We start from the raw sequence: 14547 nt of genomic DNA, 5'->3' as shown, positions 1-14547 counted from the left end.
GCCCATGCGTGACGAGGAGATGTAAGATGCAAGTCAGGCTGATGGGTATGTTGATGCTGGCGGCATCATTTTCCGCGTCCGCGGGCGCAGAAACGGTCCAGCTGCGCGCCGGCCACCTGATCGACCCGGGAACGGGGACGGTCACCCATGACCGGGAGTTGATCATCACCGATGGCAAGATCGTTAGTGATCGGCCATGGAAAGGCGTGCGTGCCGATGGCCGGTTGATCGATTGGTCGAGCAAATGGGTCCTTCCCGGCCTGATCGATCTCCATACCCATGTGGCCGATGGCTATGGTCAGGGCGATGACCCGGCCGAGCCGCTGACCCACAGCGAGGGAGCGACCGTCCTCAAGGGCGCCGAAATGGCGCGTATCACGCTTCACGCGGGCTTCACCACGGTTCGCGACGTCGGCGTCTATCGCGGGCTAACCGATGTCGCACTTCGCAATGCGATCGCGGCGGGCGAAGTCGAAGGACCGCGAATGTTCGTGGCGGGCGGCTATATTACGATTCCGGGCGGCGGGGGCGCGGTCACCGGGGCGAAGCCGGGAACCGTGATCGGGCCGGAATTCCGGATCGGCGAGGTGCGCGGCCCAGTTGATGCGCGCCAGAAGGTGCGGAACCTCATCGGCAGCGGCGCCGACTTCATCAAGCTGATAGCGACCGGTGCGGTCCTCGCGATCGGCAGCGAACCCGGGGCGCTGGAGCTGACTCCCGAGGAAATGCAGGCGGCATGTGACGAGGCCAAGGTTCTTGGGAAATATTGCATCGCGCATGCCCACGGCGCGGAAGGAATTAAGGCGGCGATTCGGGCTGGCGCCCGAACGATCGAGCATGCTTCGCTAGTCGACGATGAAGGGCTTCGGCTTGCGAAGGATCGTGGCGTCTGGCTCGACATGGATATCTATGACGGCGACTGGATCGACGAGATTGGAACCCGCGACCATTGGCCTGCCGAATATTTGAAGAAGAACCGCGACACGACCGACCTTCAACGCCAGGGCTTTGCCAAGGCAGTGAAACTTGGCGTGCCGCTGACGTACGGCACGGATGCGGGTGTCTATCCGCACGGCCTCAATGCCCGCCAGTTCGGCTATATGGTCCGCTATGGCATGACGCCGATGCAGGCGCTTGCAAGTGCAACCAGCGAAGCTGCCAAGGCCCTGGGACATGAGGAGCTGGGCTCTGTTACGGCCGGTCACGTAGCCGATTTCGTTGCGGTCGGTCGCGATCCGCTGGTCGATATTACCGTTCTCCAATGCATAGATGGTGTGATCCAGGGCGGCCGGCTGATTTATCGCGGCGACGCGGCCGAGCGCTGCGATCGCTGGGCCCGGAAATGACAGGCGCGCGCCAACAGCTGATTGACAGTGTCCGGGCTCGTTTTGGCGAGCGCGCGGCGGTCACTGAGCCGGCAGACATCGAACCGTGGCTGACCGACTGGCGAGGCCGATGGCATGGTAGGTCGGACGCCATCCTGCAGCCGGGATCGACTGAAGAAGTCGCGGCGATGATTGCACTAGCGGCCGAGTTGGAGATCGCGCTGGTGCCGCAGGGCGGCAATACGTCGATGGTCGGCGGGGCGACGCCTCCGGCAGATGGGTCCGCGCTGATCCTGTCATTGAGGCGGATGAACCGCATTCGCTCGATCGAGAAGGGCACCATGCGGGCCGTGGTCGAGGCAGGCGTCATCCTGCAAACCCTTCATGAAGCGGTCGCTGCCAAGGGCGTCCGCTTTCCACTGACGCTCGGCGCCAAGGGCAGTGCAACGATCGGGGGGCTCATTTCAACCAATGCTGGCGGCACGCAGGTGCTGCGGTTCGGGCCGATGCGGGCGCTGGTCGATGGAATAGAGGCGGTGCTACCCGACGGAACCGTCCATGACGGCCTTTCCGGTCTCAAGAAGGACAATCGCGGGTACAGTCTGGACCAACTGCTGATTGGCGCAGAAGGAACGCTGGGAATCGTTACCGCTGCCAGGCTCAAGCTGTTCCCCGCAATCCATTCGCGCGCCGTGGCATGGCTCGGGCTGGCCAGTCCGCAGGCTGCACTCGACACTCTGCGCGCGCTGGAAGCGGGCACCGACAGGATTGAAGGTTTCGAAATCTTGCCTCGGGAATCACTGGAGGCGGCGCTCGATCATATTGCCGATCTGCGTGCACCATTGGACGGCGTCCATGCATGGCATGCGCTGGTCGAGGCGACCGTCAGTCAGCCCGGCGATGAACCGCCTGAGGATTTGCTGGCTCGCCTGCTTGCACCGCTTGTCGACAAGGGCATGGTCGAAAACGCTGTTATCTCATCCAGCGAAGCGCAGGCGGAGGCCTTCTGGCGAATTCGCGACAGCCTGTCAGAGGCCGAGCGCGCTGCCTTTGGGCCCGCAACCCAGCATGACATCTCGGTTCCGGTCGACCTCATGCCTCGGTTCATGGCAGACGCCGCTGCAGAGATTGAACAAGCATTTCCCGGTACCCATGCCTCTGGGTTCGGTCATTTGGGCGACGGGAACATCCATTTTCATGTTCGTGCTGGCGAGCGGGGGGGAGCGGACTGGCTCCAACGGGAGGGGCCCGCAGTAACGCAATTGGTTGACGACCTCGTAACGGCGATTGGCGGCTCGATCAGCGCCGAACATGGCATCGGCCAGATGAAGCGGGACGAGCTGGAGCGACTTTCGCCGGATCGAATGCGGACAATCAGGGCGATCAAGGCGGCGCTGGACCCCCACAAGCTGATGAACCCCGGTAAGCTCGTCTAGGACGGCCATATACCGGGGTTTCCCCCGATACATTAGGTTAGAAACTGCCACTAATCCGAAGGTCCGGGCCCGAGGGCTCAACCTCTGGCAAAATAGGGGTGGCATATGGCGACGACGTCGGGCGGGACCAGGCCGGTCCAGAATCTCATTGATCTCCTGCTGCCGCTACTCCTGACGGCGCTGCTGATAGCGCTTTGTATCCAATTGCTATTGCCCTTCGTGGGCCTGCTGCTGTGGACGATCATCCTCGCCATCTGCTTCAATCCGCTGCAGGAGAAGTTGCTGGCGAAGGGATGGAGGCCGGGCAGGGCTGCCATGCTGTTGGGAGGCGTCCTGGTCGCCCTGATTCTCATCCCCACGGCGATTGCGGCCATTCACGCGGCGAGCAGTATCCCGGGCCTGGTTGAAGGAATTCGAACCGGGGCGGTCGATGTCAGGCCGCCTCCTGCGAGCCTTGAAGGAGTACCGATCGTCGGTCCCAAGATTCATGCGGCATGGGCGCAAGCGGCCAATGACTTCCCCGCATTCCTCAAGGGCCATGGCGAGCAGATGAAAGCCTTTACAAAGTGGCTTCTAGCGCAAGCCGGCAGCACCTTCGTCGTGGTGCTGGTACTGATCCTTGCGATCATTCTAGCCGCCGTCGCCCTTGCCTATGCCAAGACTATACGCGCCTTCTTTGCAGCGCTGTTCGCCCGCATTACCGGCAGCCGCCAGCAGGGCGAACATCTGATGGACATCATTGCGGCCACGGTGCGCTCGGTTGCGAATGGCGTGATCGGCGTGGCCTTCGTCCAGGCGCTGCTGGTCGGGATCGGCTTTTTCGTCGTCGGCGTTCCAGGCGCGGGGCTGTTGTCGCTGTTGGCGTTCATGCTCGGTATCGTGCAGGTCCCGGTGCTGATCGTCACCCTGCCTGCGATCGCCTGGGCTTTTTCGACCCAGAGCACGACCGTAGCTGTCATTTTCACCGTTTGGTCAGTGATCGGTGGGCTTAGCGACGCGGTGCTGAAGCCAATGTTGATTGGCCATGGGCTGGAAGTGCCGATGCCGATCATCCTGCTCGGCGTGATTGGTGGAGTCATGGCCTACGGACTGGTCGGCCTGTTCATTGGCGCCGTTATCCTCGCGGTCGGCTATGTGCTGTTCTACGAATGGCTCGGCAAGCCAGTCGCGGGCGCAGCTAAGGCCGAAGAACCCGCTTCGTAAGTGTTAAGTCCGGGAAAATCCCGGAGACGGAACAGAGAGTTTCTCGGGCTGCTGCCAGTTAGCGCAAGCCGTCCCAAGTCTGTCTTCCCCGAACCCAACGGCCAGTTGGCGCGCCCGGCATGAATTTGATGGGCAATCAGACCATTGGGAAATTTCGGCTAAGTTGGACGGCCGAGGTCCGAAATGCGCCTGAAGTCGACGTTCACGGGCATGCCGGACGGAGCCGGAAGCGGCCATCGCCAAGGAAGCATGCAGCAAGGACACCAGCTGAAAAGCCCAGCTGGTGCTGGCTCTCACCTGCCCGCCTTAACGCCCGGCGCCGTGCGCCCGTCCAGCCCCTTACCGCGCCGCTGGGCCTGAGGCTGCGACTGATAGGTTGAAGGCCGCTTCTGCGCCACCATCGGGAAGGTTTCGCCTCCGTGGTAGGTTACGGTTCCGCACATAAGGTCGCCCTTGGCCGAGAGCCTGCCGTCGAACAGGACATCGCCCTCGCGGGAGGCAACAACCATGTGGACGCTGTTGCCGGCCAAGGTGATCTTGCGCAGGACAACTGGCGCGGTCCTCACCGGCGCCAGCGATCCGCCATACTCAGCGCCGACGAATCCGATAGACATAAGCCCGAAACTGGGCGTTCCCCCGGGAACCATCAGGAAATCCCAATGCCCGTGAAGGTTCGGGACCTCGCCGTCCGCCGCAGCGGCTCCCGCGCTGCAGTTCATGGCGATCGAAGTCGCGGGCTGTGCAGCAATCGCTGCAGGGGCAACGAAGGCTGCGGCCAGGGCAAGCGTCATCAAGCGTTTCATCTTCATTCTCCATGTTGGACAAGCTTTGGGCGCGGATCGCGCCGGCCACGGTGACATCCTCTGGTCTCCGCCTCATCGACAAGCCGGGATTTCGCCAATAGCTTCCGCTTTTTCGCCAATGTGGGAAGCATGCAGTTCACGCGGCGCCAACGGCCTTTCTGGGGGAGATGGAAGCCATTCCTGGCCGCGATACCATTGGGACTGCTCCTCGGCTTCGCAGGCCCCTTCGGCTCCTACCCGGCCTTCCCGACCGCGACCCGCTACGCATTCTGGCTAGGGCTGACGGCGGCCGGCGCGGTGGCTGCCGTCGCGGCAGACGCCATGCTGCCAGTCACAAGGGTTCGCGCCGGTGCGACCCGGATCGGAGCCGTCGCTCTGGTTTCCGCATTGCCGATGACCTTCGTCGTGGCGTGGACGATGTCGTTTGTTCAGCCGGGCCGCTTCTTTACGCCCCAGCAACTGCTGGCCCTGTTCGCGGCGGTCGCGGCCGTTCAACTGCTGGTCGTTTACACGACGACAATCACCGCACCCACGGCCGATGGCGCTGAAACACCTGGCCATGCGCCGGCTCTGCCGGAACCAGGGGCAGAGGCGATTCCTGCCGCCTTTCCGCCCGCTCTGCTAAGTAGACTGCCGCCAGGGATCGGCAGCGACATAATCGCACTCGAAACGGAGGATCACTATCTTCGCGTGCATGCGGTCGGAGGGAGCGCCCTGATACTGATGCGGATGGCCGATGCGGTAGCCTTGCTCGACCCGCAACTGGGAGCGCGGGTTCATCGCCGCTGGTGGGTCGCCCAAGCGGCGGTCGCAGGCTTGCGGACGGAGCGGCAGAAGCTTTCCCTCTGCCTGATCGACAAAACCCTGGTGCCGGTCGGCAGGACCTTCTCTGCAGCTGCCCGGGCAAGGTTTGCCCATGCCCCCAACATCGGCCCGCCCGGTCAGGCTTCGGTCGCTGGCCAAGGGCCCTGCACGGGCCTCTAACGGCCAATTTCGGCTGCGGGTGCCCAACTTCAATCGAAAAATGGCAGGATTCCGCGCACTGATGGGAATGGCGCGCCCGGCAGGATTCGAACCTGCGACCTCATGCTTAGAAGGCACGTGCTCTATCCAGCTGAGCTACGGGCGCGCGACTGCGCTTGTCTAGCAGGTCAGGAGACCGCTTCCAGCAGGCCTTCGAACAGGCGTCTCCCGTCAGTGTTGCCGTGGGCGGGCTCCAGCGCACGCTCAGGATGCGGCATCATGCCGAGGACATTGCCGGCAGAGTTGAGGATCCCGGCAATGTTCCGCGCCGAGCCGTTGACCTCTCCAGTATAGCGGAACGCGACCCGGCCTTCACCATCGAGCCGGTCGAGCGTTTCGGCATCGGCCTGGTAGTTGCCGTCGTGATGGGCAACCGGAATGCTGATTTCTTCCCCTGCCTGATAGGCGCTGGTGAAGATTGACTGGCTATTCTCGACCTTAAGCCCAACCGACCGGCAGACGAAATGAAGCCCTGCGTTGCGCATAAGCGCACCAGGCAGAAGCCCAGCCTCGGTCAGCACCTGGAAACCATTGCAGACACCCAGCACCGGCACGCCCTTGCCCGCCGCCTCGGCCACCGCCTGCATGATCGGCGAGCGGGCGGCCATCGCGCCGGAGCGGAGATAATCGCCATAGGAAAAGCCGCCGGGAATTGCGATGAAGTCGGTGCCCTGCGGAAGCTCGCTTTCGCGGTGCCAGACCATTGCGGGCGCGCGGCCGGTCACGGTCTCAATGGCTACCGCCAGGTCGCGATCGCAGTTGGAGCCGGGAAAGACGAGTACCGCACTTTTCACGCCGCTTGCCTCTCGATCCTGAAATTCTCGATGACGGTGTTGGCAAGCAGCTTCTTGCACATCGCTTCGATGTCCGCATCGCTGGTGCCGTCGGCAAGGTCGAGCTCGATCAGCTTCCCAGCGCGGACATCCTGGACTCCGCCGAAGCCAAGGCCTTCGAGAGCATGGTGGATCGCCTTTCCCTGGGGGTCGAGGACGCCTGGTTTCAAGGTGACGAACACGCGCGCTTTCATCGGCCTGGCCTCTCTGAATTCCAATTGGCGGCCCTATGCCGTCAGGGGCGCCGATCGGCAAGCTTTACCGGATGTTTACCCTTTTCTGTTCTAATTTCGCGCGCCGGATTCTGCGTCTGGCGAGGTAAGGAGTTAAGGGAACGATGGTCGCAATCGCAGCCATGATGTTCGTCGCGCTGTTCGGGTGGGGGGCGGATTATTTCCACTGGACCGACCCGACCGGGAAGGTCCAGCTCGCACTTTTCACCTCGTTCATTCTCGGGATTATCTGCGGGTATAAGACTCGCAGCTGACCTTGGGGGCTGACCCCGGACCGTTGCCGCGCTAGGGCGGTCGGGTGAAAACGCTACCACCTTATGCGCGACTGTTGAGACTTCGAACCGAGCAGCACGATGGGCAGCTTCGCTTCGTCATGCCGTTTCACGAGGATGTCGTCGGGCGCCCCGGCTATCTGCACGGAGGCGCGATCGCCGGACTGCTCGAATTCGCCGCCTTCAATGCCCTATCGCGTGCGATTGGCGACGAGGTTGTCAAAAAGCCGATCACGGTCACGGTCGACTATATGCGTGGCGGGATTGCGCGGGATACCTATGCCGAAGCGGTGATCGAGCGGCTGGGAAAGCGCATGGCCAATATCGAAGCCTATGCCTGGCAGGCGGAGCGCGACAAGCCGATCGCTTCGGCGCGGATCAATTTCCTGCTCGATCGAGGCTAATAGCCGCTGAGCTCCGCTACGCGGGCGGCATGGTAGCGCGGCGACCCGAACAACTCTGAAAGCACGGCCTCACGCTTCATGTAGAGGCCGATGTCATGCTCGTCGGTCATGCCGATACCGCCGTGCATTTGTACGCCTTCCTGCACGGCCAGCGCCGAAGTCCTTGCCGCCTTCGCCTTGGCGACCGAGACGAATAGCTCTGCACGTGGATCCCCGGCGTCGAGCAACTGCGCGGCCTTGAGCGCCGCGGCGCGGGCAATTTCGATTTCGCCATAGAGATGCGCGGCACGATGCTGCAGGGCCTGGAACTCGCCGATCAGGCGGCCGAACTGCTTGCGCTGCTTCAGATACTCGAAGGTCATCTCGCTGGCCCCGACGGCCACTCCGACCAACTCGGCCGCGGCGCCTGCCCGTCCGGCGTTGAGGCCTCGCGAAATCGGCGTCCAGCCGCCATCCACTTCGCCGACCACTGCGTCTGCGTCGACTTCCACCTCGTCGAGGCGGAGCCGGGCAGCCTTGCTGCTGTCAGCCAAGGCCACATTGTCGATTTCAAGGCCGCTGGCGCAGCGTTCGACCGCGAACAGGGTCAGCCCCCGCGTTTCGCCAGACGAGCCCGCGGTGCGTGCGGCGACAAGGATGACGTCGGCGCTGGCGCCGTGGACGACGAATTGCTTGCCCCCGTTAAGGACGAACCCGTTGCCTGATCGCCTGGCCTCGGTTGCGATCCGCGTTGGATCGTGGTGCTTTCCCTCGTCGATCGCCAGCGCAGCGATCGTCTCGCCGGCGACAATGCCGGGGAACCAGCGCTCGGCCTGGGCCGACCCTTGCATTGCCCGGACGGCCGCGACTGCAGTTGTGAGAAAGGGGGAAGGGGTGAGGTTGCGGCCGATCTCCTCAAGCACCACACCCGCCTCGACCGCGCCCAGCCCCGCACCACCCTGCGCTTCGGGGATGAGGATGCCGGTCAGCCCAAGCTCGCCGAATTGCTTCCACAGGCCATGGCCGAAGCCGTCGCCGCAGCCCGTGTCGCGCCAATGGCGGAGCTGCGACTTGATCGCGCCTTCATCCGCCATGAACGGGCGAACCGTGTCGTGAAGCATCCTCTGGTCGTCGGTCAGGGTCATCATGTCGAATCAGGCTCCCGGGAGGCGGAGGATATGCTTGGCGACGATGCCGAGCTGGACTTCGCTAGTCCCGCCCTCGATAGAATTGGCCTTGGTACGGAGCCAGTCGCGGGCGGACTTGCCGCCTTTCGATCGTTCGCTGTCCCATTCGAGCGTATCGCTGCCGCCCGCGGCCATGATCAGCTCGTGACGGCGCTTGTTGAGCTCGGTCCCGGCGTATTTCATGATGCTAGGCATCGCGGGATGGGCTTCGCCCGCTTTCAGCTGATCGATGAATCGCTCGCTCATCGCCGCGAAAGCTAAAGCGTCCACATCGAATGCCGCGATCTCAGCGCGCAGCAGCGGATCTTCGATCGGCCCGACCGCCTTGCCAAGGGCTTCCCTCTCGCCGCCCAGGCCAATTCCGCTGATCATCTCACGCTCATGGCCGAGGAGATATTTGGCCACGTCCCAGCCCTTATTCTCATCTCCGACCAGCTGGTTCTTCGGCACCTTCACATCGTCGAAAAACGTCTCGCAGAAGGGCGAGTTGCCGCTGATCAGCAGGATCGGCTTGGTCGAAACGCCGGGGCTTTCCATGTCGAACAGCAGGAAGCTGATCCCGCCATGTTTCGACTCGGTCGAGGTGCGGACAAGGCAGAAGATCCAGTCGGCCTGGTCGGCATAGCTGGTCCACACCTTCTGCCCGTTGACGAGGAAATGGTCGCCCTTGTCTTCGGCCTTGGTCTGAAGGCCGGCGAGATCCGACCCCGCGCCCGGTTCCGAATAGCCTTGGCACCAGCGGATTTCGCCGCGGGCGATTTCGGTCAGGAAGCGCTTCTTCTGTTCTTCATTCCCATATTTGAGCAAGGCGGGCCCAAGCATCGAGATGCCGAAGCTGGTAAGCGGCGGCCGGCAGCCGAGCGCGGCCATCTCTTCCTTCAATATCTTGGTTTCGGCCGGGCTTAGCCCTCCGCCGCCATATTCCCTGGGCCAATCGGGCACCGTCCAGCCGCGCGACGCCATGACGTCGAGCCATTGCTTCTGCGCGGGCGACGCATATTCAAAATGCCGCCCACCCCAACAGGCATCCTTTTCAGAGCGCATCGGGGTGCGCATTTCGGCCGGGCAATTGGCCTCCAGCCAGGCGCGGGTTTCGGCGCGAAACACCTCCAAATCGGCCATCGTTCTTGCCCTTCCTCTCCGATCGTCCAGCCCGTTGTGGAACGGGACAGGCGGGTGAGGCAAGCGCCTAGGGAAGGGGGCAATTTGGACCCTACGGAAAGGTTATAATTCCAATGCGGCAAGGGCCGCGACTCCACCTGGATTTGGGGCAAGGTCGAGTCGCGGCCCCCCAGTCAGGCTGCCTTGACCGTTTGGCCAAGCAGCCGCCAGTTCATCGTCGGATAGATGTCGAGCTGTCGGCCGAGTCTCCCGGTCAACAACGTCAGCCGCTCGACCGTACGCGAATTTCGCAGCGGTCCCGCGTCCAGGTAGCGAAATGGCGTGTCGGCCGCGAGGTTGAGGAACGCCTGCTTCGCCAGCTCATCGTCTCCCGTCACCAGGACATCGCTCGTGACTCCATCGAACAGGGGCCGATCGAACACCTCCGACCAGACATTCTTGAAGGCCCCGACGATGCGTGCTTCCGGAAACTGCTGCTGCAGCAACTCGGCGCTGCTTCCATCCCAAGGCGTCAGAAAGTCGCTGTAATCGTCGTTGAATGGGTTGCTGATGTCGATCAGCAGCTTGCCCGAAAGATGCCCGCGAAGCGCCTCGAGGTGCTGAATCAGCTCGTCGCGCAGGAATAGCGCCGGCAGGACCGCCGGTGCGCTGGCTGCATCCTCGTAGGTCCCGGCATGAAGGCGCGGTACGCCGAGCGCTTCGACGATAGCTTCGGCGCGGCGCGGGTCGCGTGAACCAAGGATGACGCGCCGGCCCGCCCTGGCGAACATCGCGGCGAGCCGAGTGCCCATCCGGCCCGTTCCAATCACACCGATTTCCGGCAACCATCCCGTTGGCAAGGTCATTTCCTGTCTCCTTCTGCGCGGGATTCTGCAGCCGAACCGGACAGCATGGCCAACGATCATGCGTTGACTAGGTTGTGACTTGAATTCACAACCTAAGAATCATGCACATGCCTTCGCTTCAGACGTTGCGGGCGTTCGACGCTGCCGGCCGGCACCAAAGCTATTCGAAGGCGGGCCGGGAGTTGGGCCTGACCCATAGCGCAATCAGCCATCGCATTCGTGAGTTGGAGGCTCTGCTTGGCACAAGGCTGTTCGAGCGGAAGGGCAATCGAATGATGCCGACGGCCGAGGGCATTCGCCTGTTGGGCCAGGTACGAAACGCCCTCGGACTTCTGGAGAGCATTTTCAGCCCATCCAACGCACAAGCGAAGCGACGTCTAACAATCAGCGTCTTTCCGGCGCTGTCGTCGTGGCTGGTCCCCCGACTCGGATCATTCAGGGCCCTGCACCCTGAGCTGGACCTGCGGCTTGACCTGTCATCCCGGCCGGTCGAGCTCGGCGAGGGCATTGACGCGGCGGTCCGCTATGGAATGGGCAGCTGGACCAATACCGACGCCAGCCCGCTGGCCAAGGAAATCCTCTTTCCGGTTTGCTCGCCGAAATATCTTGCCGAACATCCCGTAAATCGCCCGGGCGACCTGTTGAACTGCAATCTGCTTCGCCATCCATGGCACAGCTGGGCGGCATGGTTCGAAGCTGCCGGGGTGTCGGCCGGGGAGCCGCTCTCAGGGCCGGAGTATGCGGATTCCAGCCTGCTGATCGAGGCGGCAGAAGCCGGAGAAGGCGTGGCGCTGGCGAGGGAATTGGGCGTTGCGGACAGGCTCCACGAAGGAAAGCTCGTGCGTCCGTTCGACATTACGATCCCCGATCAGCGGGCCTATTATTTCGTCAGGCCGAAGGGGGCGCGCGTTGCGGAGGTCGACGAGATCGAAAGCTGGTTGGCGAACGAATTCCATAGCGTGCAGCAAGTCTAGGAACTGGAAAGCTGAACACCACTTGCCCAGTCGGTCCCACCGTCCTAGCCCGTTTTGGAACGATACTGGACGGTCGCCCAAGCGGGAGAAGCAGCGGTGGATTTTGACCTTACGGAACGCCAGTCTTTTTTCCGCGACCGCGTCCGCGAGTTCATCGACCAGCACATCCGTCCCCGAGTCGCGGACTATAAGAAAGAGATCGACAGCGGCGACCGCTGGCAGCCGCTGCAGCTGATCGAGGGCCTAAAGCCCAAGGCAAAAGCCGCGGGTCTGTGGAACCTGTTCATGCCGCCGGGTGGGGCACTCAACCATGTCGACGAGACATTTGCGTTCGGGGGCGAGCAACTGACCAACCTCGAATATGCGCTGTGCGCCGAGGAAATGGGGCGAATCCTCTGGTCGTCGGAGGTGTTCAACTGCTCGGCTCCGGACACTGGAAATATGGAAGTGCTCCATCGCTACGGTACCCGCGAGCAGAAGGAGCAATGGCTTGGCCCCCTGATGCGTGGGGAGATCCGCTCGGCATTCCTGATGACCGAGCCAGGGGTCGCTTCGTCCGATGCCACCAACATCGAATGCCGCATCGACCGCGATGGCGACGATTATGTCATCAACGGCCGCAAATGGTGGTCGTCAGGCGCGGGTGATCCGCGCTGCAAGGTCGCGATCCTGATGGGCAAGACCGATACGGCCGAGGCCAAGCACCGTCAGCAATCGATGATCCTGGTGCCGATGGATGCCCCCGGCATCACCGTCGAGCGGTTCCTGTCGGTCTATGGCTATGACGACGCCCCGCACGGCCATATGGAAATTGAGCTCAAGGACGTGCGCGTGCCCGCGGCAAGCTTGCTGCTCGGCGAGGGCCGCGGGTTTGAAATTGCGCAGGGCCGCCTGGGACCAGGCCGAATTCACCATTGCATGCGTACCATCGGCGCCGCCGAAGAAGCGCTCGACTATATGGCGCGGCGGCTTCAGAGCCGCGTGGCCTTCGGCAAGCGGCTCAGCGAGCACAGCGTGTGGGAGCAACGGGTGGCCGAAGCGCGGATCGAGATCGACGCTACACGGCTGCTTTGCCTGCTTGCCGCCGACCGTATGGACAAGTCCGGTAACAAGGCAGCCAAGGCCGAGATCGCGATGATCAAGGTAAAGGCGCCGCGCATGGCGCTGAAGGTGATCGACGACGCGATCCAGGCGCACGGCGGGGCGGGAGTCAGCCAGGATACCCCGCTGGCGGCGAGCTGGGCCGGAATCCGCACGCTGCGGCTCGCCGATGGGCCCGATGAGGTTCACAATCGCGCGATCGCATTGATCGAATTCGCCAAGCATGCGGAGGCACTTGCGTGACTTGCCCCCGGCTCTTCGACCTGACCGGTAAGGTAGCGATCATTACCGGCTCGTCGCGCGGCATCGGTTTGGCCATCGCTGCGGCGCTCGCCGAACATGGCGCGAAGGTCGTCATTTCCAGCCGAAAGCAGGACGCCTGCGACGAGGTGGCTCATGCCATAAATGCGCAGCACGGTGAGGGCCGCGCGATCGCGGTGGCGGCCAACATCTCTAGCAAGGATGACTTGCAGCATTTGGTCGACGAATCCCGCCGCGCGTTCGGGCGGATTGACGTCCTGGTCTGCAATGCCGCCTCCAATCCCTATTACGGCCCGATGGCAGGGATCAGCGACGACCAGTTCCGCAAGGTCCTTGAGAACAACGTCATTGCCAACCATTGGCTGATTTCGATGGTTGCCCCGGAAATGCTCGAGCGTGGAGAAGGATCGATCATCATCGTCAGTTCCATCGGCGGGCTGACCAGTTCGACTATGATCGGCGCCTACAACATTTCCAAGGCGGCGGACTTCCAACTGGCCCGCAACCTTGCGGCCGAATTCGGGCCGAAGGGCGTGAGAGTAAACTGCATCGCGCCAGGGCTGGTGAAGACCGACTTTGCCCGCGCGCTGTGGGAAAATCCCGACACGCTGAAGGCGGTCACCCGCTCGACGCCGCTTCGTCGGATCGGCGAACCGCACGAGATCGCCGGCGCCGCGGTCTATCTCGCTTCACCCGCGTCGACCTTCATGACCGGCCAGGCGATGATCGTCGACGGCGGGAGCACGATCGGGGTCGGGCTGTGAGCGGACGCCTCAGCGGAAAGATCGCGATCGTCACCGGCGCCGGCTCGGGGATCGGCAAGGCGACAGTCGAGCTCTTCCGGCAGGAGGGCGCACGCGTTGTCGGCGCGGATCTTCGCGGGACCGATTTTGAATGTGATGCGGGGGACGAAGAGCAGGTGGAGGCGCTGGTCGCTCACACCGTGCGTGATTTCGGTGGGTTGGACATCATGTTCGCCAACGCCGGAATATCTGGCGGGTTTGCCAGTATCTTCGAACAGGATGCGGACGATTGGGCCGAGATTCTCCGGGTCAATCTGATCGGGCCATTCCTGGCGATCAAATATGCTGCGCCCGCAATGAAGGAGAGGGGCGGGGGTTCGATCGTCGCTACCGCTTCGGTGGCTGGCCTTCGTTCTGGAGCGGGCGGCCCGGCCTATTCGGCGTCGAAGGCGGGAGTGATCAACCTGGTCAAAATCGCCGCGACCCAGTTCGTTGGCGCCAACATCCGGGTCAACGCCATTTGCCCCGGCCTGATCGAGACCGGCATGACCGAACTCATCTATGAGCGGGCGCGGGCCAAGGGGCAGGAAGGCCAGATTGGTCATTTGAATCCACTCAGGCGTGGCGGTGCACCGATCGAAATCGCCAATGCCGCGCTGTTTCTCGCTTCCGATGAGGCAAGTTACGTCAACGGGCAGGCGATCGTTGTGGACGGCGGCTTGTCGGCGTCGCACCCCTTCAACCATCAAAGCTACGGGCGGACGACGACGTGACGAATCTGCTGTCCTACGGACGGACCCGCC

Annotated in this window: 16 protein-coding genes and 1 tRNA gene; 10 read left to right on the top strand and 7 right to left on the bottom strand. The window is 62.9% G+C overall.

Annotation, left to right across the window (positions count from 1 at the left end; translation table 11 throughout):
- Nucleotides 1-26: 26 nt before the first annotated feature.
- The 3 genes from LVY65_RS10805 (at nucleotide 27) to LVY65_RS10795 (ending at nucleotide 3964) form a co-directional block, all read left to right on the top strand.
- On the top strand, nucleotides 27-1346 hold the full coding sequence (locus LVY65_RS10805) for a metal-dependent hydrolase family protein (RefSeq protein WP_235068217.1): 1320 nt from the start codon (nucleotides 27-29) through the stop codon (nucleotides 1344-1346).
- Complete coding sequence (locus LVY65_RS10800; protein ID WP_235068215.1) at nucleotides 1343-2761, top strand: FAD-binding oxidoreductase; 1419 nt, start codon at nucleotides 1343-1345, stop codon at nucleotides 2759-2761. Before LVY65_RS10805 ends, LVY65_RS10800 begins: the two co-directional genes overlap by 4 nt.
- Before the next feature lie 105 nt (nucleotides 2762-2866).
- Nucleotides 2867-3964 (top strand): AI-2E family transporter, encoded by a 1098-nt coding sequence (locus LVY65_RS10795; RefSeq protein WP_235068213.1) that lies wholly within the window; start codon nucleotides 2867-2869, stop codon nucleotides 3962-3964.
- A gap of 293 nt (nucleotides 3965-4257) precedes the next feature.
- On the opposite strand, the gene LVY65_RS10790 is transcribed toward LVY65_RS10795, so the two are convergent.
- On the bottom strand, nucleotides 4258-4767 hold the full coding sequence (locus LVY65_RS10790; RefSeq protein WP_235068211.1) for a hypothetical protein: 510 nt from the start codon (nucleotides 4765-4767) through the stop codon (nucleotides 4258-4260).
- 129 nt (nucleotides 4768-4896) lie between these two features.
- On the opposite strand from LVY65_RS10790, the gene LVY65_RS10785 reads away from it, so the two are divergent.
- A complete protein-coding gene (locus LVY65_RS10785; protein WP_235068210.1) occupies nucleotides 4897-5751 on the top strand; it encodes a LytTR family DNA-binding domain-containing protein in 855 nt (284 codons plus the stop codon).
- 68 nt (nucleotides 5752-5819) lie between these two features.
- Here LVY65_RS10785 and LVY65_RS10780 read toward each other — a convergent pair.
- The 3 genes from LVY65_RS10780 to purS form a co-directional block, all read right to left on the bottom strand.
- Nucleotides 5820-5896 (bottom strand) — tRNA-Arg (locus LVY65_RS10780).
- A 22-nt stretch (nucleotides 5897-5918) separates the two neighbouring features.
- Entirely contained in the window at nucleotides 5919-6584 is a 666-nt protein-coding gene (gene purQ, locus LVY65_RS10775) for a phosphoribosylformylglycinamidine synthase subunit PurQ (RefSeq protein WP_235068209.1), read from the bottom strand.
- Nucleotides 6581-6817 carry a phosphoribosylformylglycinamidine synthase subunit PurS gene (gene purS, locus LVY65_RS10770; RefSeq protein ID WP_235068207.1) on the bottom strand — a complete coding sequence of 79 codons (237 nt, stop codon included), beginning with the start codon at nucleotides 6815-6817 and terminating at the stop codon, nucleotides 6581-6583. Before purS ends, purQ begins: the two co-directional genes overlap by 4 nt.
- A 143-nt stretch (nucleotides 6818-6960) precedes the next feature.
- On the opposite strand from purS, the gene LVY65_RS10765 reads away from it, so the two are divergent.
- Nucleotides 6961-7110: a hypothetical protein gene (locus tag LVY65_RS10765; protein ID WP_235068205.1), complete on the top strand. Its 150-nt coding sequence runs from the start codon at nucleotides 6961-6963 to the stop codon at nucleotides 7108-7110.
- Between the two features lie 44 nt (nucleotides 7111-7154).
- Nucleotides 7155-7532 carry a PaaI family thioesterase gene (locus LVY65_RS10760; RefSeq protein WP_235068204.1) on the top strand — a complete coding sequence of 126 codons (378 nt, stop codon included), beginning with the start codon at nucleotides 7155-7157 and terminating at the stop codon, nucleotides 7530-7532.
- Here the strand turns inward: LVY65_RS10760 and LVY65_RS10755 are convergent.
- The 3 genes from LVY65_RS10755 to LVY65_RS10745 all read right to left on the bottom strand — a co-directional run bounded on the left by LVY65_RS10755 (nucleotide 7529) and on the right by LVY65_RS10745 (nucleotide 10665).
- Complete coding sequence (locus LVY65_RS10755; protein ID WP_235068664.1) at nucleotides 7529-8656, bottom strand: acyl-CoA dehydrogenase family protein; 1128 nt, start codon at nucleotides 8654-8656, stop codon at nucleotides 7529-7531. The genes LVY65_RS10760 and LVY65_RS10755 overlap by 4 nt on opposite strands.
- 9 nt (nucleotides 8657-8665) lie before the next feature.
- Nucleotides 8666-9820: an acyl-CoA dehydrogenase family protein gene (locus LVY65_RS10750; protein ID WP_235068202.1), complete on the bottom strand. Its 1155-nt coding sequence runs from the start codon at nucleotides 9818-9820 to the stop codon at nucleotides 8666-8668.
- A gap of 173 nt (nucleotides 9821-9993) precedes the next feature.
- Nucleotides 9994-10665, bottom strand: a complete 672-nt coding sequence (locus tag LVY65_RS10745; protein ID WP_235068200.1) for an NADPH-dependent F420 reductase — start codon at nucleotides 10663-10665, stop codon at nucleotides 9994-9996.
- 101 nt (nucleotides 10666-10766) lie between these two features.
- Here LVY65_RS10745 and LVY65_RS10740 point away from each other — a divergent pair, with 101 nt between their 5' ends.
- The 4 genes from LVY65_RS10740 (at nucleotide 10767) to LVY65_RS10725 (ending at nucleotide 14517) form a co-directional block, all read left to right on the top strand.
- Nucleotides 10767-11639: a LysR substrate-binding domain-containing protein gene (locus tag LVY65_RS10740; RefSeq protein WP_235068198.1), complete on the top strand. Its 873-nt coding sequence runs from the start codon at nucleotides 10767-10769 to the stop codon at nucleotides 11637-11639.
- A 96-nt stretch (nucleotides 11640-11735) separates the two neighbouring features.
- Complete coding sequence (locus LVY65_RS10735; protein WP_235068196.1) at nucleotides 11736-12983, top strand: acyl-CoA dehydrogenase family protein; 1248 nt, start codon at nucleotides 11736-11738, stop codon at nucleotides 12981-12983.
- Entirely contained in the window at nucleotides 12980-13765 is a 786-nt protein-coding gene (locus tag LVY65_RS10730; RefSeq protein WP_235068194.1) for an SDR family oxidoreductase, read from the top strand. The genes LVY65_RS10735 and LVY65_RS10730 overlap by 4 nt, the downstream gene beginning before the upstream one ends.
- Entirely contained in the window at nucleotides 13762-14517 is a 756-nt protein-coding gene (locus tag LVY65_RS10725) for an SDR family NAD(P)-dependent oxidoreductase (protein ID WP_235068193.1), read from the top strand. The genes LVY65_RS10730 and LVY65_RS10725 overlap by 4 nt, the downstream gene beginning before the upstream one ends.
- Nucleotides 14518-14547: the final 30 nt, after the last annotated feature.

The sequence above is a fragment of the Sphingomonas cremea genome (assembly GCF_021502585.1).
Classification (GTDB): domain Bacteria; phylum Pseudomonadota; class Alphaproteobacteria; order Sphingomonadales; family Sphingomonadaceae; genus Sphingomicrobium; species Sphingomicrobium cremea.
This window is presented reverse-complemented; position numbering and strand designations above follow the sequence as displayed.